Origin of the sequence: Nostoc parmelioides FACHB-3921 (assembly GCF_014696625.1) — a bacterium.
Classification (GTDB): Bacteria; Cyanobacteriota; Cyanobacteriia; order Cyanobacteriales; family Nostocaceae; genus Trichormus; species Trichormus parmelioides.
This window is the reverse complement of sequence record NZ_JACJQL010000079.1, coordinates 1-25,645: the sequence shown is the minus strand read 5'-3', so window position 1 is coordinate 25,645 and position 25,645 is coordinate 1. Positions and strand designations below refer to the sequence as shown.

Here is a 25,645-nt window from a genome sequence, read left to right as displayed (position 1 = left end):
TGTGCTGTCGAGGGTTTGCTGATTTCTCTGATTGTTCGATACCTAGTGAGTAGATGATACTTTTTATCAATCCACTCTTTTGCCATTTTGTCAATGCGTAAGTCCTAAGTATAAACCTAACTCCAAGTGATAGAAGCCAAGTTATAGACTTTTTACAGAGAATTGTAGATGGACGAATTCGGCACAACCAAAGCGCTCCTTATCATGATGCTTTCGACAATCTAGCACAAGTTTATGAATGGTTGCCTGGTAATCTATTTATTGGCCCAAGAGGTGGTAGTTCTGATTATCAGCGAAGCGACGATCCAGGAGAAGAATTTGAAAGTAATGCCTTTGTTATTGTCGGCACTACAGCATTTGGATATTTAAATCAGGCTAATTCATACATTAGAGAATACTTGTTATCAACCAACAATAGCTCTTCTGGAAGGGCTGCTGTTGAAAGCATTGGCAGAGCTATTAGTAAGAAAGCACCATACGATCTCAACTCTAGTAATTGGCTTTTAAAACAAAAAAAATATAGCATTAATGTTCCTCGTGATGAGCTATAAGACTAGTATTTGATTTTTGCAAATGCTCCGTAAATCAGGAGAAACGGGAAATCAAAGGTAGTGTTTTTAATGAACCACTCAAACATCCACTTAAAATGAGAAAATGTTGGGATTAAAGCACAAAAACGTCGCACCCAAATTCTCGCTTGCGACCAACATCTTCTCTGGGGTTTAGGGAGGGACAGTTAGGAGCAAAACTTAGTCGCAAAATTTAATTATTGAAAAGGGTAAAAGCACAAATCTGAAGAGAGGAGATTGATCGCCCAAGCCAACCCTTCACCTCATCCACGTCACCCAATCGGGAGCCACCGCCACCAACTGCTCAAACACCTGCGGCTGTGCCTCATCAATTGCCATCATCACGCCCCATCTTTCATCACTAGTGAGGGTAATAAGGAACTGTTTGACGGCATCAACCCCATGCGCTACTCGTTCCATCGCTAACGAAGCGTAATATTTTACTTGTTTCCACCAGCAATCACAGGGATCAACCTGTCCGTCCACACCCCCACAATTATTATTCCCAATTATATTATTAGGGGGGTTGGACGGGGCATTAACTCCATACATAGCCTGCATCCTAGCCGCATACGCCGCTTGCTGTTCCCGATCCTCCTGTCGCCTCCTTTCCCTGTCGTCACGCTGCCGTTGCCGATACTCCAACACCCTTTGAGCAAACGCAACGTCATCAGCATTGAGCCGATAGTACCTTACCCGTTTACCATCCTCAACAGGCCGCCGCGACTGCATAGATAGAGCAAGCTGCGAAAGATACTGACTCAAAATCCACACTGAAGATTCATCAAGCGGGATAGTCAGGTTGAGGATACCTTTGATGTGGGTAGCATTGCGTTTGGAAAAATGAGCCAGTGCTTCAATTGTCGGTTCATCGCCCTTAATCTCCACCCCATCCATCAAATCAGTCAACACTGTCCTCAAACCCAACCGATGACGCATGAGCCAGGATGTAGAGTGATTACCCCAGTCGGTACAAATGGACAAGCGATCGCGCTCCGTCTTATCGCGTTCGACCACCAAATCAGGCGGTGTGACAAATTCTCGCCCTTGTTCATCAGTCACAACTTCCCCCGGCGCTGCCAAGATTGCTTCAAGCGCGACAATCTTCTTGATGAGCCGTCCGCCGTCATCTTTCTCAACTAGCTCAGGTGTGACAGGCATACCATAAGTATCACGAATGCGGAATTTTTCACATTCCAACGCCTCTTCGGGTTTAAGATAATCCTGGTGTTGCCTAGCAGTGTAAGTTTTCCTATCAATATCTTTGGCATTAGCAACCTGACAATAATGCTCAGAGTCAATGGCATTACCCGCCGCTTTCATCAAATGCCGTGCAGATTCATCCATATTATCCCCGGCGCTGACAATGGTATTGCCCATTTCCACGAGGAGCGATCGCAAATCAGCCCGTAAATTATTAATAGACCAATTCCTTTGCGCTTCAATCTGACAATACGTATCCAAAGCCCAGCCTTTCTCTGCACCACGCTTGCCCGTTTCTTTATCGATGCGGATTAAAAACGCAGTCATTTCATTTTTCTGAAGAATTTTCTCTTTGATGTAGCGGGGATTGGTTTCGGCGTACCCAAAGGGAGGGCGAGGAGCAACCCAAACGTGCATAGGAACATTCGGACGATACCGCCAAAGCTGTTGAGCGCATTCGGTGGCGGACTGGGAAACAGCGTGAAACACTCCAAATATCACATCAAAATGATACGTGGAAATATCAACGCCAGTGCCAAGGCTGGGAGTAGTTAACAGCGCGTCAACCGATTGAATAGCGGTGTTAATTTCTCTGATGAAGATGATATTTTCCTCACTACCACTATTTTCTGAGTGAATAGTCCAAATCCTAAGCTGTCGGTCATCTTCCGACTCCGGCGTATTGTCTTCGGGTAATTCGCAATTCTCCAAGCTGGGAATTGTCGCTGTCCTCTGCCCCTTGTCCTTTTTACCTCTGTACATCTGCGCTGCTACTTCATTCAAAGCGCGTTCTAACTTTTTGATAAATCGTTTACTATCGCTGACGATAATCGGCTTCAGTCCTAGCATCAGCTGAAGATGAATTCGGGCAACGATGGCGCTACTATCTTGACCCTCATACCAGTAAACTTGGCGATCGCCGGAGCGAAACTCGTTCTTGATGATGAATGGTTTCTCACCTTCTGGTCGCATTGCCCTAAAGAAGTCAATGGTCAAATCGTCCAAATGAGCATCAGCCAAAACCACAAGCTTGGCGTTGTAGACCAAATACTCTAACACCTCCAAGATAAGCCCTCGGTGTTCCTTGCAGGTTTTCGACTGGAGCAAATGTGCGAGATACTGGCAGGCTTCATCAATGAATATAACGTCATAAGTCCGTAAATCATTTACCATCTTATACAAAGAGTCTACGGTGATGCTGAGAGCCTGGACTGTTGCCCAGTTACCGCAAGCGATCGCTGAATACATGGCTGTGAGCAGGCGATCGCTGAGATTTTTTAACAAACTAACCCGATGGCCATTGTTCAAAAAGCTGAGGTCTGGGTTATCTTTTCGGACGATAGACATAAGCTCGGTTTTGCCAGTCCCCATATCCGAAGCCAAGCCAACCAAACCAGACTGAGGCAAGGAACCGATTGCTTGGGAGAGGTAACGAGTATTAACGGTGACATTGGGCTTATACTTATGCAAACCTCTGGGTTTTTTGAAGAAAAACCTCTGGTGATATTCTTGCAGGGTGAGGGCATCAGCAATCATTGCCGATACAGCCTTGTCTGCTTTTTTACCCAAGGCTACCACCCAGTCATCAATACCTTTCTCTGGCCCCGGCAATAATGCGATACTACACTCACAGCCAGCGTCTAAGATAACATGGGCGGTGCGGCGTGTGGCTTGAAAGACTTGCAGTTGTGTCTTGGGTTTGGTTTCGTAGTCAAACAGGATGATAAACTTACGCCCCGGTTGAGCCATTGGTACTAAGTCAGGGTGCAAGCGCTCGAAATCTTCCTTGCCGACGCGACCATTCCAGATGCCGGGGAGAGCGATCGCTGCATACCCCAGTGATAACAAACAAGCTGCCTTTTTCTCACCCTCAGTAAGAATAATGGGAAGGTCGGGGTGTGCCATCACCCAAGCCCAGAATCCTAACGCTTCACCTTCTTGAGTAATAACGATATTTTCTGGCATTGGTACGTCGTAGCGTAGAGATATTAACTGCCAAATGTTTAGGGTCACACGGAAATAGCCGAGGCGGTTGGGAGTTTTGGGTGGCGATTCGTATTTGATGGGCTTGGGAGTGGATTGGGGAAAAGGTGCGGTATTATTCCTTTCCCCTTTCCCCTTTAACCTTTCCCCGTCCCATTCTAGGCGCAGACAATCAGGCTTCAACCGTCCCCAGTACATCGGCAGCCAGTCGTTGAGCGGGTCGAGTCCACTGACCCACCAAGCATTAGTGATGTGGGCGTATAGCCGTAAGTACCCTTCTCGTAGCCGTCCGTCGTTTCTTCTGGCAGTTTGGGGTAAAGCATACAACAAGTATTCGTATATTTCGTCTCCTATGAGCGATCGCACATTCAGCCGAATCAATTCTTCATCAACGCCACTGTTGAGCCATTCTTGTAAGTGATGAGGTTCGAGATTCATATTCCCCTCCTATAGACGCATGAGAGAGTTAGCGGTATGACCCCATACCGCTAGAGAGTGTTTATGATGGAAAGGTTATACTAGTACAAAAGAACTAAACGAGTTTTGCAAAAGTTACAGGGTGAGATTGCTGAAGTTTTGTAAAAACGGTGTTATCCTGTTGACAAGTGTTCAATGGATTTTTAAGGGTATTTGAAGCGATGTCTACGACAAGGCTTACGCCAACGCGCAAAGCTGCGGTTGCTTTTTTCACAGCGTTGGCAATGTAGTAGTAGTGGAAAAAACTACCACATGGCACTTCAGTTTTGCTCCGTAGAAAAAACCTCAATCAAAATGCTTTCGGGGTACAGTCCGACTCTGCCAAACCTGGGGTCACGAATGCGTTCTATTTCAATGCCTTTCTTGCGGCACAATGCACTGGCCTTTTTTCCTTTAGCACCCGCTTCTTTAACTGATATCTCTAGTCCTTGCAAATTGGCGAAACCAACAATACTGTATTTGTGTCCAGAGGGTGTAGCATAGCGGTCTTGCTCGACTTCTACAGCTTTGAGTCGGTACAATATTTCGTGCTGACGTTGTTCTTGCTCTAACAGCCGTTGCTCTTGTTGGGCCATTTGTTGGGCAATAGCAGCAAGTAGCTGGATTTGGGTAAGAGATTGCTGGGGTACAATTTCTTGTCCTAAAAATACTCTCATAAGAGTCCGGTTAGCCCAGATGCGGAAATCAACTGATACCCAACGCGCGATATCAATGGCGATTTCGGGATGAACCCAGGTGCTTTGTTCGCTGCCATAGCCCTGAATTTCTATCACCAACAACGATATGATGATGTTCATATCGTTAGAGAGTGCTTGTAAATACTGCTTTGTAGACTTCAACTTGAGATAGTCAGCTAAAAATTTTCCATTGGCTTTGCACATCTGACTGGCATTTACATAAGCCTTGGGGATGGTGTACTTGCCTATTTCCCCGTCATGGGGCATCTGGTTGATTTCCGAGTCATGCCAAAAGTGCGTCAACATAATTGTTCTCTCAACTATTTTTCAAAACTTGAGTTAACTGTTCAAACCATCACCCGCACTAAGTCTGCTTCCTTCACCAATGAAAATCTGCGGGGCATCATGTCTATTTGTGGAAGAGTTGGAGATATAGTTTCGATTAAATAAACCAACTCACCCCGAACTAGCGCAACCCCCAAGACTAGCCTCTGCTTTGGGGCGTTACAGCAGGACGTGAGGATCACGCGATCGCCAAGCGTAAAAGCTGGTTTTTGTAAGTTGGTAGGTTTAAACCGACCAGTGCCGATAATTTGATGCTTGGTGGCGTGTACGGCATCATCGGTAATTTCGATAATGTAATGCCAACAATCCTGATGCCACTGAATACCGTAGCAATAGCCGAAGGTTTTGAGACTCTTGAGATAAACTTTCTCAAACAATTGAATTTCAACAGGTGGCATTTCCCCACGCCAAGGTGGAGAGAGATACCAACATCTTTGTAGTTCTGTGATTTGCTCTGTCATACTTTCTTCCCCAAGAGATAATCAATAGCCTCTGTATCAAGCGCATCAATCCGTTTTTTGATTTGTTGTGGGGGATTATTCAAGAAGTTTCTGAGATGGCCTATCCCGATTTCGTAATGCTTTGGGGAACACTTGTTTACTTTGAGCCAACCCCGATTTATCCATAATCTGACAGTGGATAAATTCAGATGCAAAATGTTTGCTATTTGATAGCACTTGTAATGTGGGTCAGTTAACTGTTTAGTCATACGTTTTTACTCTTTTTCTGGAATAATCTGTGCGCTGAGTGATTGAAAATTTACTTGTGTAATTTTGAAGTTGGGGGTTATTTGACCAGAGTTGTGTCTGTCTACTATTTCCTGTCTGATGGCTTGCTAAAATTGTCAATCGGGGATATCAATGTGAGCTTTTTTAGTAATAGTTGCGACTACAGTAATGAGGATTTTCATAGTAAAGATTGATGGGATGCACAAAGGGAAGAATTAACAACTAGACAAATAGAACTGTCACGGCATTGCAAGAATGCCGCCAACTTAATTGGCTTATTGAGTGATGAGCGAGATTTGACAGTAGCGTGATAGTTACTCGATGGATAAAAGCCATCGCAGCTTCTCAAAAGCAAATAAACCTAAGAAGCACTGATAAGCGCACAGATATTAGCAGTTTCCTGTGGAGCGCATAAAGTGATTACCTTGACCTGTTTTAGTACACCAAATGGAGTTGACAAATACCAACCAATTTGAGGGAATATCTGATAATCTGCAACAAACCAAAGTCTTTTATTATCGGTTTCTGAATATATTTCATACTCCTTACATTCATCACTCATTGGTTTTTCTATTGGTTTAAACTCTTGTTGATGACGGTTGAAATCACCTGAATTAAAGTCTATATACACTAAGACTTTCATTGTTTAGACTCCTGTTTTTCCAAAAATTAATTCAATCATTACCCCAAGGCCATCGCGCAGGGTCTGAGTGATGTGCGTCGAAAAAGATGAACTCGTCTTCTTCCCAGTCGAGATGCAAACACAGGTGCATTTCGTCAGGATCAACTTTACTAGCGTGTTTGCTTTCCCAGTAGTTTGCGCCCGTTTGTATCCACTCGTGGCTTTCGCAGTAAATCTCAGCGCGTAATGCCCTGGCTGCTGCTTCTTGCACTGCGGCGGGGTTAGCAGAAATTTTTTGCTCGTCCTGGTCAACCAAGAACAAGTTATAAGCTGGTGGCATTTGCACCAGTTCAAGAAAATACTTGATAATCCCTGGAACAGCATTTTGAAGTGTTGTGCGATCGCTCTCAAGCAGTAGCATCTGATCGTCGGCGGTTGGGTAAGAGAACAGGCGATCGCGTATGGCGATGTGTCGGAGGCAAACTCCAGATATGCCCAAGTTCTTTTGTAGTTGGTGGATGTTGTCGTTGATTCTGCGGTAAAGGAATAAGAAATCAAAGGCTTCTTGTTCTGTTAAGCAGCCGTTTGTATCCCAAGCTGCGGGATTTGTCTTGAAGCGACGGATGATTTGTTCGGTCTGCGGGTCAGGATTACTTAGTTGGGCAAGTCCAAGGTAAACGTTTTTGTCTTGAAGTAGCGACGGATAGGTAAATCTGTGGTGCTGGGTGTATTTGAGGTGAATACAATCGCCAAGCAGTGCAGATAAGCCCTCTGAGGTTAATAATTGTGGGTTGTCTTGAAGCAGTTTTTCAAATGGTAAGCTAGACATGGCTATACCTACATGGGTTAGTTACGGCGATCGTTCTTCTTGGTCGGAGGCGATCGCTTTTAATAATTCATGATTTAGGGAAAATACTTATATTTCAACGCCTAATTCTGTTTTTAGTGCTTTTTCTATGCCTCTTAGTGTTTCTATGGGCAAATCTTGAACTTGTTCACGTTCAATTCGGCTCCAATGATTAGCACTAATTCCCGCTTCTGCGGCTAACTCAGTTATAGTTTTGGACGAAGCTTTTCTAAGATTTTTAATTTTTTCTCCTAAACCAGGGTACTCCTTACTAAAGGTCACACGCATCAAGGTTAATCCCACAAGTCCTACTCCTTAAGTATCTTTTGTTGGGATATATTTCACACGTTTTTATAATAACCTCTTAAGTCTAACTTGACAAGTATAACCTCAGAGGTTAAATTATAAGTAGAGAGGAAACAAGCACCAACCTCTTAGTAAATAAAGGGGTGCAAAGCACAGAACCTTGACAGTGAATCCAGAGTGACCGCTTGATGAGTAACCGAGGCACTGGCGCAACCAGAGAAGGTGAGGGGTACACAGCCGGGAAATGGATTTGCATGAATAAAAAATTGCCACAGCAGTACGATGGTCGCTTGAAGCTTATTTGCCGACTGTCGTCAGATCAAGCATATATGCTGCTGTAGCAAGCCCCGGTCACTGACACGGGACATCAAGAAAAGAAGTGGCTACGCCAAAACTAGATAAGTGGGGTTGTGGCTCCCTCACAACGTGAGTCCGAAACATAGGCGATTGCAATTTGTGGTCGCCTTCTCAACTATTACTACTGCTTGTGACTAATTAAGAAACGGCTACGCCGAAGTGAAAGTGATGCGTTGTGGCTGCCCCACAACGTAGAAAAACAAAGGCGATCGCTACGGTCTGGAAAACTCAGCGATCGCCTTTTAATCAATATCAGGTTTTCATTATGACTTATACCGCATTAAACAAGCAAGTCCAAAGTCCACTGACCGAGCAGGACAAACGAATCATCGCAACCATCATCCAACGCCATGCAGACGAAATCAAAACCCTCTGGATTGACTGCGGAATTACGGTCTGGGTGCAACTCCAAGACGGCGGACGATTAGCATTTGATCGCAATTGGTTCGCGCAAAGAGTAGCCGAAGAGAAGACTTCTCTAGAAGCGCAAGAGAACCTCCACAGGCAGAACCAAAGATTAGAAGCCGAGTTAAAACAAGCCTGTACAGAATACGGCTTACAGCACGGCGAGATAGACTATTTGATGTTCTCCACAAAAGTTTATCGGGGTCGTGACTTGGTAGGCTTTGTTGGGTTCCACAGGTTCAGCCAGATGTGGACATACAGCCGCAGAGCGACGGAACCTGATCGATACGCCCGTAGTGCTTCTGATGCGCTGGCAAAGTTAGGTGTTAGACAGTTAACAATGGTGTAAATAAAAGTGCGATGGCGTAACCGCCCAGCGTAGCTGATCGCTTGGGTTCTCTAACAAGCGATCGCACCATCATGAATAACGTAACTACAATTTAATAGCCGTTTGTCAACAGCATACTACATTCACGGGCTGGTGATACACAACAGTTAAAAGACAATCATCACGGCAATTTAAGCTTAAAAAGAGTTCAATTATGCCCGATGCGACAGGAAATGAAATCATGGCGCAGATAGCGCAGGGGTGTGAAAGTTTGGGGCTAGAACTACTAAAAGACGGGATTTATCACCAGCAAACAAAGCTGGTCGAGTTCGTCTACGGGAATGGTCAATGCTATTATGTGCAGACCTTAGCAGAACAACCGCCAGTCTCGTGTGAATCGGTTGATTTACTGGATGTGCCGATAGGTCAGCTTACGCCAGAGCAAAGGAAGATGATGTTTGGAGCGGGTGAGGAACTGGCGGCGTGAGTTTGGGAGAGGAGATCGCATTGAAATAAAAATGTGCGACCGCTTGAGTTCTATAACAAGCAATCGCACCAGCAACAAATCTTGATAAGCATCTTATATCAGCTTAGAAGCATATTATCATGGCTTTCGCTGTGCAGAAGAATATGTAAACAAGCACAGGCAGAGTTATTGCATCAATACCCAAGAATAAAAAGCGATCGCCTGAAGTAGAAACAAGCGATCGCTTAGTGATTACATGCAAAGTATTTAATATCCATATGACACAGCTTCACTCTACACGAACTGACTCATTTGCAGGAGCAAACTTAGGAATTGTTCATTGGGAAAAGTGAGAAGACAAGAGCCTACTGCTTCCAACAGAGCCAGCCGCAAATGTGCAAGAGGAATTTATCAAGATGCTAGATAACAGGAGGCGATCAGCTACACTCTTGCGTTACGCCATCGCCAAGGAGCAACAGGTAATCGAGCAAATGGACGAGTATAATACTTCCCGGTTAACACTAAAGCTATGACAACAAAACCGCACGATAGATTTGCCAAACAGTTTCTACAAGAATTACTTTCGCCATTAGGAGAAGTATCCGTTGGTAATGAGGTTACAGATGAAGCAAGATTTGTAGATGTGTTATTTTCCCCAACACCAACATCTGTTACACAAGCCCAAACGTTAGGATTGCTGGGTAAAGTAGCCACACAGAACACTGCATTGCTAGAACCGTTTCGCAATCAGCCAAGCAGGTCACAGATACGTAACTGTATAGCAAAAGTATTTATACTGATAGCCGATGTGGAACGCGAAGCCAAGCGAGAGAAGAGAAGAATACGTGAGCAAGATTTACCGCATCTTTGGATTCTTGCACCAAGCGTTTCAAAGGGTGTACTCAAAACTTTTAAGGCTACACTAGATTTAGACAACTGGATAAGTGGAGTATACTTTCTGCCTGATGGTTTGAGAGCGGCAATAGTGGCGATTAATCAGTTGCCAGTGACACCCGAAACGCTATGGTTTAGATTATTAGGTAGAGGGAAGGTTCAAAGGCTAGCAGTAGAAGAACTGGTGGCACTACCAGCAGAGGATCTTGTACGCCGCAATGTACTAGAGATAATTTATAGATGGCGTATTAGTGTAATGGCACAACCAGAATTAACTGAAGATGAACGGGAGCTAATTATGAACTTAACCCAAGCGTATCAGGAAGCTAGAGCGCAAGCTGTACAGGAGGGAGTACAACAAGAACGTCGCCAAGTCGTAGAAAATTTGCTCAAAGTTAGATTCGGTTCAGTAGACGAAGAACTGTCTAGAGTTATTGATAGTTTACTACCTTTATCTCCAGAAGAATTTGCCAGCCTCATACTGCAATTAACTAATTTATCTCGTGAAGAATTGTTAGCGAGATTTGCACATTAACAAAAACATTCCTCAACCACATAAGAACTGCAAGCGGTTTGTCTAGAACAGACCGCTTTTTGTATGGTGACACTATGACCCAAAAACGCCAGCAGCAAACATTAACTGAAGCATTAGCCGCAGATAGTATTTCACAACAAGAAGCCAGTTCAAAATTAGTAGAAATATCTGGGCTTTTGACTGATTTTTAACAAGCTTATCCCACAACTTATCAATATCTCTGCACTCAAGGACAAGATGCAACATTGGGCGATGCTATCCAAGCTTTAGCGGATTGTTTGGGACTTTTAAGTTAATCAATTCAACCGATAATCAGGAGAAAATCATGCAAGCGACAACTAAAATATCCAGTTCATTTACCGAACCCTTATACACCATTGGACAGCGTGTGCAGCAGGGAAGAATCATAGGTATAAACTATGTGATGAGAGGGTGGCAATACACGGTATTCAATGAGGATTCTAAGCGAACAGTAAAACTAGCAGAATCGGAAATTAAATTGTTATCGCACCAAGAACGAGAAGCGCGAATTTTAGCCGAAGTTGATTCACATTTGAGGCAATTAGCACTACTGCAAAAAGAGTTAAACACTGATTTAGAAATTCGCACACCGTGTCAAGAACTCACCGTCAACCCGTTAAGGTATGACGGGAGCTTGTAAAAAGCTCTAACTTGACCAGACTCAGGTTTTTAAAACCTACGTTATTCAGTGCATGAAACCTACGAATACGTGCCAGTTTGTAGCTCTTTCGTACAACTTTAAACATCTGTAACGAGTTAAGGAAGTGAGTTGTACATGACAAAGCTGAGTAACATTGTCGAGGCTAACTTTACCAACATTTGTTGAGAGTTCAAAGTAATGCGAGTTTTCGTACTAGACAAAAATTTACAACCACTTGACCCTTGCCACCCAGCACGAGCAAGAGAATTAATCAAAAAAAGGAGGGCTAAAGTTTACCGCCGCTACCCGTTTACCATTGTGATGCAGGATAGAGTAGAGGAAAACTCCACAACTCATCCCCATCGTTTAAAAATTGACCCTGGCAGTAAAATAACAGGTATTTCTATCGTTCAGGAATATACAGGACGGGTAGTAGGCGCATTTGAAATACACCACAGAGGACAACAAATCAAAAACGCTCTCGAATCACGTAGAGCGTTGCGCCGAGGGCGACGCTCACGTAAAACTCGTTACCGTAAACCCAGGTTTCTTAACAGACGACGCAGGGCAGGATGGCTACCACCATCACTTGAAAGCCGTGTCACTAACATTGAAACTTGGGTGTGGCGACTCAGAAAAATTTGTCTAATTACAGCAATCTCTCAAGAGTTAGTACGGTTTGATTTGCAACAACTCCAAAACCCTGAAATAACGGGTGTCGAATATCAACAGGGCGAATTATTTGGCTTTGAAGTGCGCGAATACTTACTCCAAAAGTGGGGTAGAAAATGCGCCTACTGTGGTGTAGACAATGTGCCGTTTGAGGTTGAGCATATTTATCCCAAGTCAAAAGGTGGAAGTGATCGCATTAGTAATTTGACCATTGCTTGTCATGACTGCAACCAAGCTAAGGGAAATCAGCTAGTTGAGCAATTTCTAGCTAAAAAACCAGAATTACTCAAGCGTATTTTAGCTCAAGCTAAAGCACCACTCAAAGACGCGACAGCCGTTAATACAACAAGATGGGAATTGCACCGCAGACTTCAATTAACTGATCTGCCTGTTGAACTAGGCTCTGGTGGCAGAACAAAGTTTAACCGTCAAACCAGAGGAATTGATAAACAGCACTGGACGGATGCAGCTTGTGTCGGCGCATCAACTCCAGCTAAGTTACTTTTGAATGGGGTGAAACCGTTGATAATTAAAGCTAAAGGGCATGGCACTCGTCAACGATGCCGCACTGATAAATACGGATTTCCAAAAGCTCATGCCCCAAAAGCTAAATTCTTTATGGAGTTTACCACTGGGGACATAGTAAAAGCAGACATTCCTTCTGGAAAATATGCAGGTAGTTATATAGGACGAATTGCTATTCGGTTTCGACCTAGTTTCATGTTGCTGCTACCTGACAGGCGATTTGATGTTCATCCTAAATATCTAAGAACCATTCATAAGGCTGATGGCTACGAATATGCTTTTTCAAAGCAATGATTCGCTATTGCTCAATTTGTTAGTTAGCAGCAATTTCTCACCCGTGAACCATTACAGGTATAACGGGCGACCCATTGCTGTATTTAGTTGGAGAAATTCAACCACCAAGGAAACCAAGTAATTCTATTAACGGCACATCTAGGTTATCTGAGCCGAGAAGGAAGAAAATTAGCGCTTAAAATTATTGGCTAACTAAAACGGCTACGCCAAAACCAAATGAGACTCAAACCTCATTATCCAACAGGAGAGCGAAAAACTCTCCTGTTTTCTTTCAAGAATTAAACTACCAAAATATATGGCGAAAACAAAGCACATTAGGCAGGATTCAACGGCTGTATGTCTGCAATTTCTGCGGCTTTCTGGTGGAAAAGTAAGGCTCAGTCAAATCAGCTTTAGCAAAGATATAGTGCAGAAGTTGTTGAATCAGGAATTGGTAAAAGTAAAGAAGACTGAAGTTGGCTACTACCTGGAATTAAAAGAGGTAGAAATATGCAATTAAATCGAGTTTACGACAGTACATTATTATCGTGTTCAAAGGTTTACCAGATTCAAGGCACATTGTACAAGTATCTCTACAAAACAGGGACAATTAACCATCCCCAATATCACTTTAAACCCATGCCAGGACAGCGTAAGAAAACTAATTTGGTGATTAATCATAAAACTTTGATTAATCGGTGTGAGGAAGTTGTGGGGATGGTATTGAAAGCCACAGTTATCGATGAGAATACAACACAATTGAAGTTGTTTTAATAGTATGAGCAAATACAAACCCCGCACTATCAAGCATCCTGTTCGGCTGCAAAAGAATAACGCTCAAAAAATAATCTACCGGACGATTAGAGATATTCAACAACTCAAAAATAGTTCTCAGATTGGAACAGTCACAATCAATAAGCAATCGGTAATGGTTCGCAAAGAGTCAACTTGTTGGGTTGTGGTGTAGTTACGAATTGATGTTGTACAAAACGTAGTTTGATGACCGAAATACTGTGAAAGCTGCGCTCAAGCTAAGTGAAAAAAATGAGGTAATGAACAATGGTACAAGCAATAGTTAACGAAACATTTCTAACAGATGCAGTAGTTGAACATTACAACTTTGCCAAATTAAATAAAACTCGGATTCGTTTCAAAATTCAACTCAAGAAAACCACTAAAAGTAACGCGCCGAAGTGGACTGATGTTTTACAAGCGGATAACGAAGAAGAATCAGATTTACTAAAAGTTAAATCCTCTGAAGTTGGGTTGAAGGGCATCAAAGTATTTAAAGCGTTAGATGAAGCTGCATCACAATTACGCTCAGAAATCGCCTCAGTGCAAGAGTGGATGAGCAATGACAACGGTGATTGGATTTGTCCGATAGACCTAGCGCCTCTGGTGTGGAGTCAGTTGCTCAATATTAGGGATGCGATCGCACCTTCTTTACGGGCTGGGCTTGCTGACAGTTATGAGGAGGGATTAGCTGATTACACCGCACGGATTGATAAATTCATCTCGCTCAACGTCTGGGATTTACCAGTAGAAAAGCGTGATGAAGTTAAGGCGAATCTCATCAAAGCTTTCCCACTACTGTCAGATTTGGAAGAATATCTGCAAGTTATCATTGGTCGTCCGGTAATTATCCCGGCGTTGTCTGAACAACTCAACTCCGAGCAAGCCAAGTGCCTTCAACAGATAACCCAGTTCATCCAGCAGTATGACCAAAACCTAGAGCAAAGGTTGAGGGAATCAGCGATCGCTGGAGGTGAACAACTAGCCGCACAGTTGCTAGAAGAGTTAGCCGATTGGGAGCCAGGACGCAAGCCAGTACAGTTCAAACGCAAAATGGAGAAACATCTTCAGAAAGTGCGTGTGCTGCTGGCGAATGCTAGTCCCGAAGCTGGCGGTAGTCTTGCTCAAATGATGGAACATCTGGATTCGATTGTGAATGACCCAGCGATTGAATCGAAGAACTTGGGGTCAGAAGGGCGATCTCAACTCCAGACGAAAGTGGATGCAATCTACTCCAAATTGTTGGATGAGCAACGCAATCTACAACAGTTGGCAAGCGGCGATGTTGGTTTGGCGAAAGCCACTGTGAAGTCGTTCAAGTTCCGTTAGAAAAAAGCGATGCCCTGAGAATTTCGGGGCATTGCAGTAATGCTAGTATTTTTCTCTTAAAACTATGTCACATTTTTCAACAGTCAAAACCAAATTAACCAACAGTAAGTGCTTAGTTCAAGCTCTAGAGGATCTAAAACTCAAACCCCAAGTCCACGAAACAGCACAGCCACTCAGGGGGTACTACGGGGATTCTCAAGGGCAAAGAGCAGAGATCATAGTCAGTGGTCACACAATTAAAGCCCGTGCAGACATTGGTTTTCGGTGGAATCAAACCAGTGGTGTGTATGATGTCATCCATGACGAGTACGAAACTTCTCCTCGGCTTGGTGAAGATTTCTTCAGCCACAAGTTAATGCAGACTTACGGGCGGCGGATGGTTTTAGCCAAAACTGGAGAATTACGCGAAAAGTTTGGCGAATGCACGATTAGCGAAGAAACCAAAGGTCAAGTGCAAACCCTACGCCTAACATTTGCCGGACATCAGGAAGTTAAACAATACGCCAGGAGATAATCAATGGAACGTTCTATACTGATACATTTCGATAACAAAACTGGTGAAGTACGAGTAGAAGCCGAAGGTTTCGAGGGGTTGTCGTGTTTAGAAGCGACGCAGCCCTTTGAGGAAGCTTTGGGGGTTGTTGAGGGCGAACGAGAGTTTAAGCCCGAAGCGCAATCTCAGCAACTACGGACTAACAATAATCATCAGACTCGCTTGCGCCAGTAGTTAAGAAAAAGAGGGGTGAAAATCCCCTCAACATCATGAACGAATTACCAAAAGAATACCCATTTATCCACGTTTATACACAGCAAAAAGCACATCAGCCGGTGATCATCAAAGGTAATACCGAAGGCTTATGTGTGCTTCTGAACGCCATAGTTACGGCAATTGCACACCGAGACTGTAACGGTGTAGCTGAAGTATTTGACGGCGATGCCGAAGTTTTTGAAGTGAGAGTTCAAATAGTTAAGACTCACTCTGAACTTGCACCACTACCGTATAAGGAATTACACCAATGAACCTAAATAATATCTTTGCCACTCTAGATTCACAAATACCTATTGTGGCATTAGAAGTTCTCTCGCCAGAAGAAGCCACAATCATCCAGTGGTTAACAGCCAATGCACACGAGAAATTGAAATCTGCGGTATTCTTCTGGAATCTGGGAGTATCGGGATTGGAACAGTGTGAGATTGCCTCTGATGGTGGGTTGGTATTTAAACCAGTACCAGAGTACAAAAAACCACCCCACGCTGACCCGTTGTTGTACATTTTCGAGTACATTAACAATTTTGATGGTACAGGTGTATTTATCCTCGGTGATGTGCATCCATTTGTGGGCAAGAACTCGCCTCAACTGAGTTGGGAAATCCTCACACAGGTGAAGAACCTCTATCACCGACTCAAACCCACGGAAAAACGCATTATCTTCTTAGGTCAAAATATCGAACTGCACGAGTCGCTAATTCGGCTGATTCCCTATGGTGAAGTGCCATTGCCAACCGTAGAACAAGTGCAAGAGCATATATATTCCTACCTCAACTATTTGTCTGAATCTGCCACTGAACAAGATGTACCATTTCGTGTCCTGTTAAATACTGAAGCTCGTGAAACTTTAGCAAGGGCAGCTTTGGGATTAACTCTGGAGGAAATTAGTGATTTCTTGCGCTTGACTGTCAAAGAGCGTTTGAGTAGCAATGGTATTACTATTGATGCTACGATCACACCGATGGTAGTTGAGTATAAAACTCGGCTACTCTCTCAAATGGGTATTGAGCTAGGTAAACCTGCACTCTACTCGTTCGGCGGACTTGATTTATTGCGTGAGTGGTTGAATCGGCGGCGCAAACTGTTCACGCAAGAAGCCAGAAACCTGCAACTGCCACAACCTAAAGGCATACTGCTGGCTGGCCCACCCGGAACGGGAAAAAGTCATTGTGCAAAGAATATTGCCAATATCCTCAATTTACCACTACTCAAGCTTGATATTGCTTCGATGCTTGGCTCTTTGGTAGGGGAGTCTGAGGGCAATGTCCGCCGCGCACTCAAGACAGCCGAAGCGATCGCACCCTGCGTTTTGTGGTTAGACGAGTTGGAAAAAGCCTTATCCGGGCAGGGTGATACAAGCGGTGTTTCCCAAAGAATACTCGGTACTGTCCTCACTTTCATGAGCGAATGTACTTCGGGGGTGTTTGTTGTCGCAACTTGCAATGACGTGACTGCACTCCCAACGGAACTCAAACGCAAGGGTCGTTTCGATGAAACCTTCTTTGTAGATTTACCCTCAGAACCAGAGAGAGCGCAAATCCTCAAGATTCACCTGGAGCGATTTGGTATCAGCGTTGAGGAGGAATACCTGGAAGCGATCGCCGCCAATACTGCAAAATTCTCCGGCGCTGAACTCGAAACCCTAGCCTCTGAAGCCGCATTGTTGGCATTTGAGCAAGAGCGACCCCAACAGGTGACTCTAGGAGACTTGGAAGAATGTCGTCAAACAATTACACCACTTGCTGTCCAAGATGCGGCGGCTGTAGAACGGATGCAAGCTTGGGCGAAAACGGCAAGGGCGGCATCAACGGCGATCGCGGATACAAAACCCACTCAGTCGATTAAAACTGCACGATATCGAAATATGAATTAATAACGAGAGCAATTGCTATTTTTAATAAGATAGCAATCGCTCTGATTACAAAATTCTGAACATCGCCTATAACTTAGAAGCAATTATTTCTTGTTTCAATACAAAAATTCAGGAATAGGAAAATGCCAGAAATGCCTGAATTTACTAAAGTCAATTCTCTGGAAACAAAAGACGCTGTTTACACTGTCGGGAAAACTATTAAGTTCTGGGACATAGGTGAACGAGCTTGGCTCAAAGGGGAAATCACAGCGATAAAGCAGTTTGAAGGGTATTTTGTGGGAATGACGATCTCGCACCAAAACTTCAAAAAGAAGCGAGAAATTCAGATACATCGGGAAGATTGGTTAGATACGAAAACTGAATAATTTATTAACTGTTGCTGAATTTAGGAGAAGCAATTGCTAGGCAAAAGCAAAAGTGATGATTAGAGGATTAATCTTGTGGAAATATATTTAGTTTTTGTTGATGCTGCCAGTAACAGCAATAAGTTTTGGACAGCTAAAGTTGAACAAAATCATCTCACTGTCCAATGGGGTCGAGTGGGGTACAAAGCCCAAATGAAAGTTCATCAATTCACAAGTCAAGCGCAAGCTGCAAATAAATATAATAATCTAGTTTTTGAAAAGAAGGCTAAAGGCTACCAAGAGAGTCAGCCCCAGATAGAATCATGTGGTGTTGTGGATATAAGGAGAGCAATGCAACTATTAAATGGTTTACGCTCTTACGTAACTAATAGAAATTTCAATGCTGATTACATTAACCTATTGAATCAATATCTAAAAATCATTCCTACCCCGTTAGGAATGCAGCTAGACCCTTATAGGATTTTCACAAGTGTGGTAAATGTAGATCATCAACGGCAGTTGCTCAATTCTTTAATTCCTGCAACTCCTGTAGCTGTGAGTCAGGCTAAACAAGTGCCAGAATCACAAGAGAAGGTTGTCAGCCTGAGAGGTATACATAAGAATCTCTGGCGGCATTTCTAAAGGCTACCGTTAAACCCAAAGTGATACTAAATCAGTAATCACTTTGGGAAATCGATTCAACTACAAAATCATTGTGGCATAAATATTACCTTTTTGTGTGCATGACTTCTAGAAATTAACTAGACACCGAAAAGTAGAAAAATAATTAGTAATTTGATGTGAGTTGTTCAACAATTGCTTTTAAATACTCAGGAAAGAATAATGAAGCAAATATTATAATATTAGTATAGTTTTCATGATTTGCTTTCTAACTACAAATAATAAACAGCTACGCTGAAGGAAAACGAGAAATCAAGTTGGAGACAATCTTATGGTAACTGAAGTGAAGTTAGGATTAGGTAATCCACCCCATCCCATTTATCTGTATATCAAAAATGAAGAAATGGGCGGTGAACAGTATGTCTGGTACAAGTACATTATCAATAGCAAAGAAAAAATCCCTGTCCACCAGAGAGCATTAACTGGATATATTTGTGAACTCAGGCTCACAGAGAAAGATTATAAAGGTCAAGACAACCTTAAGCTAGATATTGTGATTTCGGCAGACGAACTTTATGTGATCAGAAGTGGCATCAATACCAATTTTGCTAAATCATTCTTACTCGCTGCATCCGTAGTAGAAGATTTTTCAAAACCTTTAACGATTGTGGTTAATCCTGGTAATGAAACTGTTGTTTTTTGTAGTCTTTATGATGCTCAGTCTAAGACTAAGATTCGTAGAGATTGGGATGCTAATGCTGATTTTGCAGGCATGATTCAAGATATCCAATCAAGTTTGGCTTTCGCTACTAAATATGAAATTGATGACGAAGATATACTTCCTACTATAGAACAACGAAGCACAACTAAACCTCAATCAAAAGCTCCAGCATTTAAGTCAAAGACTCCACCACCAGCACATCCACAAGATGCGAGAGTCAGACAAATCCGCACCCTATTAGATTATCCAGTTGACCTCATCAAAGAGTATTTGCAGTTTCAAGATGCAAAAGCACCAAGCCAATTGCCACAGTCTAAGGTGGATGAACTGGTGAAAACTATGTGTCTAGCTTGGGTTGCAGACAAAGCTGATCCTTACCATGCTGAGAGTAGTTATCAGCAGCAGGTGTTGGGTGCGTTCACGAAGTGTGCCGAAGGTATCGCTTCTGGTACTGATGAAGTCACCGCTATCAGGGCTTGGATGAATTATTTTGTCGGGCAAAGAGCGCCTGTGGCTTCACGGTAAGAATTTACATTTTTATAGACAACCTAGCAGGTTGTCTTTTTTTCTTAAACATCAAAAGGAATTGTTATGGTCAATAAAAAATGGGCAGCAAAGCGCATCACCATCAATTTAGCTTCAACTGAAGTAGAGATGTTAGAAACCTATTGTCAAATGACTGGTAGACCCGCGACAGATGTAATTCGGGAACTCATTCGCACATTGGAATTACGAGCAAGCGCTTGAAGTTGTGCAAATGGGAATCGCTTCACATAATGGACAGTTCACGCTGTCTTTTTTTCTTCAGGAGTGTATATGCAACAAAAACGAATCACCCACGAATACCAAGTGCAATACGACAATCACAAAATCATCCTGCGGCCCATACAACGCCGCAGAAAGAGCGACTTGCTCCAAAGTCTGTTGTTAAGAGTGACGGTCGCTTGCCTACTGAGCATTTGCTTTTCGGGAGTAGGGGCTTTGGGTTGTTGGGGTTTCGAGATAATAGCGGAGAACGCCAACCCGACGACGAGCAGCAGTCAGCATTGGCAAGCGCGGAAGAATATCTGCATGGGGATGATGCTGGTTGGGGTGTCTGGATTTTTGGGGACTGCTTTGGTTGGAGGGATTTTAGGAGGGGTGGACGAGTGAATAAGCTCAAGTATATTGCCATTGCCACATCTGGCGCTGCAATGCTGATGTTCGGTGTGGTGGTCGGTGCAAGGGGGGCGATTACTGAGGGTGGCATGAAAAGCTGGGCAATTGGGATGTCGCTGATGTTAACTGGCGGGAGGTTAAAACTCTGGGGACTGAACGGTCTGTTTGATATCCTTGCCTCGGAAGAGGCTGACCGTATTCTGCAACAGCGCCTGGAAGAGATTCCCAAGCCTTGCCGGGGCTGTCGGAATTTTCACGGCGCAAGCTACGGGGGAGAGATGCTGGTTTGTGCGATTCATCCGTCTGGGGTGGAGTTCAATAGTTGCCCTGATTATGAGGCATCCAAAGGAAGCAGGAAAGTTTAGTATACCCACGGTAATTGATGTACAAGTAACCTTAACTCAATTGAGCTATGTGCTTTATTTTTTCTAGACCTTAAATATTACGGGCTGAGGAAAAATTCTATTCAGTCATACTACTAATATGCTGATAATTTATTGCTGATTGCTATGTTGCTGTTGTAATTGTTGTATTTCCTCCACTGATAAACCAGTAGACCGAGCTATGACATCAACGGTAATACCTTCAGCTAATAAATTGAGAGCGATTTGACGGGCTTTTTCGTCGCCACCCTCTTCTTTGATGGATTGATAAACTACTGACTCACGCATAATATCGCTCCTAAACAAACGTGCAATTACATCTTGTTCTAATACTAGCCCAGCTAAGATAGCGGCAGCAGCAGCAATATTACTTTGTGTTCGTCGTGGAGAGATTTTATCAATAGTTTCTGCCACTTGTTGTAATGTACCAGCCTTATTTTCAGCCGCACTTAACACAGCAAACGGTAGCAACCCTGTGTTATTTAGAAAAATTTCTGGTGGTTGCTCCCAAAGCCTGATAACTGAAAACTCATGACGCATACTTTGTGTAGTGAAAGCTGTTTGATAAACTTTATCAGATTTAGTTTTATCTAGATAAATAACAAACTGCCGCATTCGCTTATTAGGAAAGCGTCGATAAACACGCAAGTGGTAGTCTGCCATACGAAATGGCATATCTTCATCAGGATTAGTCTGAAATTCTATGTGTAACACCACATCGTCTGATTGGAGCATGATTAAGGCATCAGCACGAATCGGTTCTAAAGATAATTCTGTTGGGCTTAGTTTAGTTAAGGTAATAGGTTCGCCTAATAACCAAGTAGCAAAATCAGGGGAATTTGTTTCAGCAATAAATTTACAGATGTTATCAAACATAAAAATAGTGGATAATTTTATAGTGATTGAGCAACTTTAAAATTAATTATATTTGGAATTTTAGTAGAGAAAACCTATATTTAGGTTGCCTTTTTTCTCCTAAAAGAATGACATATAAATAATAGAATATGATGGAAAATAACCAAACGACAGTAATATTTTTCCACCTAATGCCCCCGGTGGTGAGACACCGGAGGACTTTACCCACCAAAGAAAGAGCCTATGGAGGGCAATTAAAAGTATGACACCAAGAGAACTCAAAGAAAAGTGGAATTTAAGTTATCCAATGCTGGCACTATTTCTGTGCCGAGATCAGAGAACTGTAGAAAGATATTGTAGCGGTTCGGATATTTCAGAAATGGTATATGGATATTGTTGGTTTTTAGACCAATGGTTTTTACTTCATGGAGTAACTCCGCCACCTTTTATTTTTACCTCGGCAAATTGACGGATAAAAACTCGTATAAAAAACCGTGGACTCGCGTTGTGCGAGTTTTTTATTATAAAGGAGTGATGTCAAGGGACAGTCAATAGACACAACTCATTGACATCAATATTGACACTTAGGTGACACGCATATTGACTGTCTTTTTGAGACTATTGACACGGATTTGACATAGGTGAATGGAATCAGGATGGAGAGAATTACTTTTTAATCAAAAACCGAGCCAGTCAGGGGTAAATCCATTGGTTTTACCCATGTCAAAGGCGAAAGCAATCAAGATTTTGGGTATTTGCCCCCGTACATTAGAACGTTGGACAGGGGTAGCTCAAGTCATCCCAGAGTATAGGTTAATACTTGTGAGGATGAATACTTTTGCTCAAGAAAAGAACTTACGCTCACCACCAATCACACCCTATCAGGTGTGGGTAGTAGGAAAGATTGGCGAATTGTTTGGAGATATTGCTCAAGGTATTGATAAAAAGGCTCTTGTTGAAGCAATTGTTGAAGCGAATAAGTCCGAATACACACGCACAAAGTTTGAACAAGAACAATTAGTATTCACATCAAACGCATTAGGAGAAACGCAAAATGTCGGATAGCAAATTCACCCGTCAAGAATTATTTGAACTGTTAAGCGCCAATTACTCACCCGACAAAATCTTAGCTGGGTTACAAGAGTTAGCCAAAACAGACGCAAGCATTGATCCAAATGGAGAAGAGTTTGATGTAGAGGTGAGCGATCGCTTGGAGAGGTTATTTAACCTAGCCGAGACAGTGATAGACCAAGCCAAACTATTGGGAGCAGGAGGAAGCCTGACAAATTTAGAAACTCAAGCCATTAATAAAACAGTTGAGCAATTGAAGGCTCAGGGTATATCAGGAGAAACGTTTCGCGCATTCTTAGAGATTGCGGCGGGGACAACGGTTGCTCAAGCGTTTGCCGTTCACAACTTCAAATCACAGTTGTTTGATGACATTTCACAGGGACTAGATGTCCAACTGTTGCAAGAGCGTACACAAGCAGGTGTCGAAGAAATTTCGCTGATCTACCAAATCATTAAAGATCCTCAAACTAAAGAGAAAATCATCTCTGAGTACGGGTTAAAAACTGCCCAACAGCTTAAGAATGAAGTTCAAACTTTGACCGAAACTTCTACACCTGAGTTTGACCCGTTGAAGTTTTTTGAGGAGGTAGGTTTACCAGTCGAAGCAAAAAAGTCAGTGCAACCCAAAACAATACAGGATTTACACTTGTTGACCAAGCAGTTATTCAAACGACAACCACACCAAGCCAAAGCCTCGGCGTAAATAAGGTTTGGGAGAAGTACAAATGGGCTATCTCAATAGTTTTCTTCATCAGTTGTGTTGGGCTATCTGTAGGGATTCGTGTACTGCAAGCTTCAATGCCAACACAAATAATTTTTGATGAGCAAACCCAAACTCTCCGATAAGTACAAAAGTGAGTACAAATGGAAAGACAAATTTTGGATGCAATCGGTTTTCAAACTCCACAACTAGAACCAGAACCAGTAGTTGTAGTTGAACAAGTTGTAGTCGAACAAACGCCAGTTGCTAATACAATTGACAACTTTGGCAAGATTTTGGAGCAGTATGAACCAGCTTAGATGAAATACCAAAAACAGGCACTAGTAGGATTATTTGGAATGGGTTTAATAGCCAGTCCTTGGTTATCTAAACTGCCAGCGCAATTCAACACTTACAACACGGCCACAACTATTCAACAATCCGAAGAACTAGAGCGGATTAAAGCCGAAGAAAGGGCAGCAACATCCCAAAAAATTAACGAGTTAGGAGTTAGCCCTAGTTTTAAAAAATTGCGGATGCAAAATTATTTAGATATTTCTAAGCGTAATCCCAGACCCAATACTACAGGTTATTTAGAGGATGAACTAGTTTTTGTTTACGACTCTACAGGAAGGTGTATTGGGCGAATTGAAGAACGTCAATGGAAATGGAAATATCGATTTAAAGGGGCTTGTAATGATTCACCACTATATTCTGATGCAGGGAATTAATTTATGAGCAATCCCACACCAACTACTCCTAACCCACAACCAAAAGAGCAAAATAAACCTCAACGGGGGTTAGGTGAGTATTTAGAGCTTTTAGCCCGATGGATTGTTGAGCTAATTTCACTACCAGTTGTGTTTGTCTCACACATCGTTGCTCAATTTGTCACCCCAGGCACACCGGGGTATAAATTAGTCGGTGCAATTGGTTTTTGGATTGGGACACTGCTTTCTACTGATAGTGTTTGGCAAGTTTTATTCCAAGGAAAACCGATTTTTCCCTGGTTTGAAACCGAATGGATTGGTTGGGGTGGTTGGCTGCAACTACCATTTAATCTATTGTTTTGGATCAGTTTTGGTATCTCTGCATTGGTACAAGTTATGGAAGCTCGAACTCTGCGGGGTAAAGACCCCATCCAAGCGAGATCCGAGTTTGAGGAATCCAAGCAATATGCTATAGGTAGCAAACCCACCGGAAATATCGACCTGACTGTGGCTTTATGGGGTGATTACAAACGTGCTGGCATGAAAGAACGTAATGCAGGGGGAGCGATCGCACTATTTTTCTGGGTACTGGACATCACCACCACATTCGTAGGTCGTTGGCCCTTCCGTTACACTGATCCAGGCACAATCTTAGGTTGTTTTGCGTATAACTGTGCCTCAATGATGGCTGGCGAGATTGGCTACAACATTTGGAAAATTACTAAGTAAGAGGGGCGAAGATGCAGCAAACAATACCAATGCTAGGCACAAAAGAAACGGCACTGTTACGTGGCGATTATCCCAGTATTGAGTATTTGGAAGCTGGCAACATCGCTTCTTGGTTACAGGAGCGTCAAGACCAACTACTCATCCGTGCTAGAGATGAACGTAATGGCATGAACCTTGCCAAGTTCATCACTTTGGCGACGGCGGCCACTGGTGCTGTTTGCTATGCCACTTCCCCGCTTGCTCCTATCGGTGCGGTAGTGGCTGGAATTGGGTATCTCTGGTCAATAGTGCAAGACATCAACGACACTCACCAATTCGCTCCTATCCCCTTTATTCGCGGTAACTTTGTTGAGTTCCTCTCGGCAATGGGTGACAGCGTTGCTAGGGACGAATATTTTGCTAACAAAAATGAACTGGCTGACTTGATGCTCCACTTAGAGCCAATGGAGAAATATGAGTTCGCCATGCTCAAGCAATCATCTCATGTGGTGTGTGAATACTTGAGCGTCGTTGAGCCGGGAAAAAGGTTTTATGCTTACCGTTGGTTACTTGATTGGTTCATTCAGTTGCGTGGGCAGTTCCCAACCCGTGATCAATTGTCTGGGCATTTAGGTGATTTCCGAAAAAGAATTTACCACCTAAATTGGTTGAATCAAGATATCCCATTTGGGTAGAAGTGGATTTCGCTGCAATCTCGACTCGACTTGCTTCATGGCT

The 25,645-nt window shown here is 43.0% G+C and carries 35 protein-coding genes and 1 pseudogene; 27 read left to right on the top strand and 9 right to left on the bottom strand.

Translation table 11 applies throughout. The features are described from left to right. Positions 1-242 precede the first annotated feature (242 nt). The gene (locus H6G14_RS28640; RefSeq protein ID WP_190571827.1) at positions 243-551 is read left to right on the top strand and encodes a hypothetical protein; all 309 of its coding nucleotides are present in this window, start codon (positions 243-245) and stop codon (positions 549-551) included. Between the two features lie 2 nt (positions 552-553). On the opposite strand, the pseudogene H6G14_RS33795 reads toward H6G14_RS28640, so the two are convergent. The 8 genes and pseudogenes from H6G14_RS33795 to H6G14_RS28605 all read right to left on the bottom strand — a co-directional run. Then, positions 554-747: pseudogene (locus H6G14_RS33795) on the bottom strand (IS630 family transposase); the annotation flags it as partial. A gap of 80 nt (positions 748-827) precedes the next feature. Next, entirely contained in the window at positions 828-4,193 is a 3,366-nt protein-coding gene (locus H6G14_RS28635) for a plasmid replication protein, CyRepA1 family (RefSeq protein ID WP_190571825.1), read from the bottom strand. A 299-nt stretch (positions 4,194-4,492) separates the two neighbouring features. Then, a complete protein-coding gene (locus H6G14_RS33790) occupies positions 4,493-5,215 on the bottom strand; it encodes a KilA-N domain-containing protein (protein ID WP_242053943.1) in 723 nt (240 codons plus the stop codon). 41 nt (positions 5,216-5,256) lie between these two features. Next, a complete protein-coding gene (locus H6G14_RS28625; protein WP_190571823.1) occupies positions 5,257-5,715 on the bottom strand; it encodes a DUF1392 domain-containing protein in 459 nt (152 codons plus the stop codon). Further along, positions 5,712-5,963 carry a MerR family transcriptional regulator gene (locus H6G14_RS28620; protein ID WP_190571821.1) on the bottom strand — a complete coding sequence of 84 codons (252 nt, stop codon included), beginning with the start codon at positions 5,961-5,963 and terminating at the stop codon, positions 5,712-5,714. Before H6G14_RS28620 ends, H6G14_RS28625 begins: the two co-directional genes overlap by 4 nt. Before the next feature lie 380 nt (positions 5,964-6,343). After that, on the bottom strand, positions 6,344-6,625 hold the full coding sequence (locus H6G14_RS28615) for a hypothetical protein (RefSeq protein ID WP_190571819.1): 282 nt from the start codon (positions 6,623-6,625) through the stop codon (positions 6,344-6,346). 31 nt (positions 6,626-6,656) lie between these two features. Continuing rightward, entirely contained in the window at positions 6,657-7,433 is a 777-nt protein-coding gene (locus H6G14_RS28610) for a hypothetical protein (protein WP_190571817.1), read from the bottom strand. Between the two features lie 87 nt (positions 7,434-7,520). Beyond that, positions 7,521-7,754, bottom strand: coding sequence for a helix-turn-helix domain-containing protein (locus H6G14_RS28605; RefSeq protein ID WP_190571814.1), 234 nt, complete (start codon positions 7,752-7,754; stop codon positions 7,521-7,523). Positions 7,755-7,945: 191 nt separating this feature from the next. Here H6G14_RS28605 and H6G14_RS28600 point away from each other — a divergent pair, with 191 nt between their 5' ends. From H6G14_RS28600 to H6G14_RS28510, 19 genes are all read left to right on the top strand, one after another. Further along, entirely contained in the window at positions 7,946-8,098 is a 153-nt protein-coding gene (locus H6G14_RS28600) for a hypothetical protein (RefSeq protein WP_190571811.1), read from the top strand. A gap of 191 nt (positions 8,099-8,289) precedes the next feature. After that, positions 8,290-8,868 carry a hypothetical protein gene (locus H6G14_RS28595; protein WP_338421227.1) on the top strand — a complete coding sequence of 193 codons (579 nt, stop codon included), beginning with the start codon at positions 8,290-8,292 and terminating at the stop codon, positions 8,866-8,868. A 193-nt stretch (positions 8,869-9,061) separates the two neighbouring features. Beyond that, entirely contained in the window at positions 9,062-9,334 is a 273-nt protein-coding gene (locus tag H6G14_RS28590; protein ID WP_190571809.1) for a hypothetical protein, read from the top strand. Between the two features lie 508 nt (positions 9,335-9,842). Continuing rightward, the gene (locus tag H6G14_RS28585; protein WP_190571807.1) at positions 9,843-10,742 is read left to right on the top strand and encodes an RpnC/YadD family protein; all 900 of its coding nucleotides are present in this window, start codon (positions 9,843-9,845) and stop codon (positions 10,740-10,742) included. Positions 10,743-11,067: 325 nt separating this feature from the next. Continuing rightward, complete coding sequence (locus tag H6G14_RS28580; RefSeq protein WP_190571805.1) at positions 11,068-11,403, top strand: hypothetical protein; 336 nt, start codon at positions 11,068-11,070, stop codon at positions 11,401-11,403. A gap of 198 nt (positions 11,404-11,601) precedes the next feature. Then, on the top strand, positions 11,602-12,894 hold the full coding sequence (iscB, locus tag H6G14_RS28575; RefSeq protein WP_190571804.1) for an RNA-guided endonuclease IscB: 1,293 nt from the start codon (positions 11,602-11,604) through the stop codon (positions 12,892-12,894). A gap of 295 nt (positions 12,895-13,189) precedes the next feature. Then, complete coding sequence (locus H6G14_RS28570; RefSeq protein WP_190571803.1) at positions 13,190-13,393, top strand: hypothetical protein; 204 nt, start codon at positions 13,190-13,192, stop codon at positions 13,391-13,393. Beyond that, positions 13,384-13,647: a hypothetical protein gene (locus tag H6G14_RS28565; RefSeq protein ID WP_096637329.1), complete on the top strand. Its 264-nt coding sequence runs from the start codon at positions 13,384-13,386 to the stop codon at positions 13,645-13,647. The genes H6G14_RS28570 and H6G14_RS28565 overlap by 10 nt, the downstream gene beginning before the upstream one ends. Before the next feature lie 4 nt (positions 13,648-13,651). Next, positions 13,652-13,840: a hypothetical protein gene (locus tag H6G14_RS28560; RefSeq protein WP_190571802.1), complete on the top strand. Its 189-nt coding sequence runs from the start codon at positions 13,652-13,654 to the stop codon at positions 13,838-13,840. A gap of 92 nt (positions 13,841-13,932) precedes the next feature. Continuing rightward, positions 13,933-14,994, top strand: a complete 1,062-nt coding sequence (locus H6G14_RS28555; protein ID WP_190571801.1) for a hypothetical protein — start codon at positions 13,933-13,935, stop codon at positions 14,992-14,994. A gap of 64 nt (positions 14,995-15,058) precedes the next feature. Next, the gene (locus tag H6G14_RS28550) at positions 15,059-15,508 is read left to right on the top strand and encodes a DUF1257 domain-containing protein (RefSeq protein WP_190571800.1); all 450 of its coding nucleotides are present in this window, start codon (positions 15,059-15,061) and stop codon (positions 15,506-15,508) included. A 3-nt stretch (positions 15,509-15,511) separates the two neighbouring features. Next, entirely contained in the window at positions 15,512-15,721 is a 210-nt protein-coding gene (locus tag H6G14_RS28545; protein WP_190571799.1) for a DUF2997 domain-containing protein, read from the top strand. Between the two features lie 35 nt (positions 15,722-15,756). Further along, positions 15,757-16,014, top strand: coding sequence for a hypothetical protein (locus H6G14_RS28540; protein ID WP_010999605.1), 258 nt, complete (start codon positions 15,757-15,759; stop codon positions 16,012-16,014). Beyond that, positions 16,011-17,636, top strand: a complete 1,626-nt coding sequence (locus tag H6G14_RS28535; RefSeq protein WP_190571798.1) for an AAA family ATPase — start codon at positions 16,011-16,013, stop codon at positions 17,634-17,636. Before H6G14_RS28540 ends, H6G14_RS28535 begins: the two co-directional genes overlap by 4 nt. Positions 17,637-17,758: 122 nt before the next feature. Further along, the gene (locus tag H6G14_RS28530; protein ID WP_190571796.1) at positions 17,759-18,001 is read left to right on the top strand and encodes a hypothetical protein; all 243 of its coding nucleotides are present in this window, start codon (positions 17,759-17,761) and stop codon (positions 17,999-18,001) included. A gap of 75 nt (positions 18,002-18,076) precedes the next feature. Beyond that, positions 18,077-18,622, top strand: a complete 546-nt coding sequence (locus H6G14_RS28525; RefSeq protein WP_190571795.1) for a WGR domain-containing protein — start codon at positions 18,077-18,079, stop codon at positions 18,620-18,622. A 310-nt stretch (positions 18,623-18,932) separates the two neighbouring features. After that, entirely contained in the window at positions 18,933-19,847 is a 915-nt protein-coding gene (locus tag H6G14_RS28520; RefSeq protein WP_190571792.1) for a hypothetical protein, read from the top strand. A gap of 60 nt (positions 19,848-19,907) precedes the next feature. After that, positions 19,908-20,069, top strand: a complete 162-nt coding sequence (locus H6G14_RS28515) for a ribbon-helix-helix domain-containing protein (RefSeq protein WP_317986604.1) — start codon at positions 19,908-19,910, stop codon at positions 20,067-20,069. Between the two features lie 197 nt (positions 20,070-20,266). Then, positions 20,267-20,845 carry a hypothetical protein gene (locus tag H6G14_RS28510; protein WP_190571788.1) on the top strand — a complete coding sequence of 193 codons (579 nt, stop codon included), beginning with the start codon at positions 20,267-20,269 and terminating at the stop codon, positions 20,843-20,845. Positions 20,846-20,974: 129 nt separating this feature from the next. On the opposite strand, the gene H6G14_RS28505 is transcribed toward H6G14_RS28510, so the two are convergent. After that, positions 20,975-21,739 (bottom strand): Rpn family recombination-promoting nuclease/putative transposase, encoded by a 765-nt coding sequence (locus H6G14_RS28505; protein ID WP_190571786.1) that lies wholly within the window; start codon positions 21,737-21,739, stop codon positions 20,975-20,977. A gap of 241 nt (positions 21,740-21,980) precedes the next feature. Here H6G14_RS28505 and H6G14_RS28500 point away from each other — a divergent pair, with 241 nt between their 5' ends. The 7 genes from H6G14_RS28500 (at position 21,981) to H6G14_RS28470 (ending at position 25,602) form a co-directional block, all read left to right on the top strand. Next, positions 21,981-22,187 carry a hypothetical protein gene (locus H6G14_RS28500; protein WP_190571785.1) on the top strand — a complete coding sequence of 69 codons (207 nt, stop codon included), beginning with the start codon at positions 21,981-21,983 and terminating at the stop codon, positions 22,185-22,187. Between the two features lie 251 nt (positions 22,188-22,438). Next, positions 22,439-22,783 carry a hypothetical protein gene (locus tag H6G14_RS28495; RefSeq protein ID WP_242053936.1) on the top strand — a complete coding sequence of 115 codons (345 nt, stop codon included), beginning with the start codon at positions 22,439-22,441 and terminating at the stop codon, positions 22,781-22,783. Next, complete coding sequence (locus tag H6G14_RS28490; RefSeq protein ID WP_190571783.1) at positions 22,773-23,492, top strand: hypothetical protein; 720 nt, start codon at positions 22,773-22,775, stop codon at positions 23,490-23,492. Before H6G14_RS28495 ends, H6G14_RS28490 begins: the two co-directional genes overlap by 11 nt. 161 nt (positions 23,493-23,653) lie before the next feature. Then, complete coding sequence (locus tag H6G14_RS28485; RefSeq protein WP_190571782.1) at positions 23,654-23,809, top strand: hypothetical protein; 156 nt, start codon at positions 23,654-23,656, stop codon at positions 23,807-23,809. Then, positions 23,810-24,220, top strand: coding sequence for a hypothetical protein (locus H6G14_RS28480; RefSeq protein ID WP_190571781.1), 411 nt, complete (start codon positions 23,810-23,812; stop codon positions 24,218-24,220). A gap of 3 nt (positions 24,221-24,223) precedes the next feature. Next, positions 24,224-24,928, top strand: coding sequence for a hypothetical protein (locus H6G14_RS28475; protein WP_190571780.1), 705 nt, complete (start codon positions 24,224-24,226; stop codon positions 24,926-24,928). Between the two features lie 11 nt (positions 24,929-24,939). Then, complete coding sequence (locus tag H6G14_RS28470) at positions 24,940-25,602, top strand: hypothetical protein (protein WP_242053934.1); 663 nt, start codon at positions 24,940-24,942, stop codon at positions 25,600-25,602. The last annotated feature ends 43 nt before the right edge of the window (positions 25,603-25,645 follow it).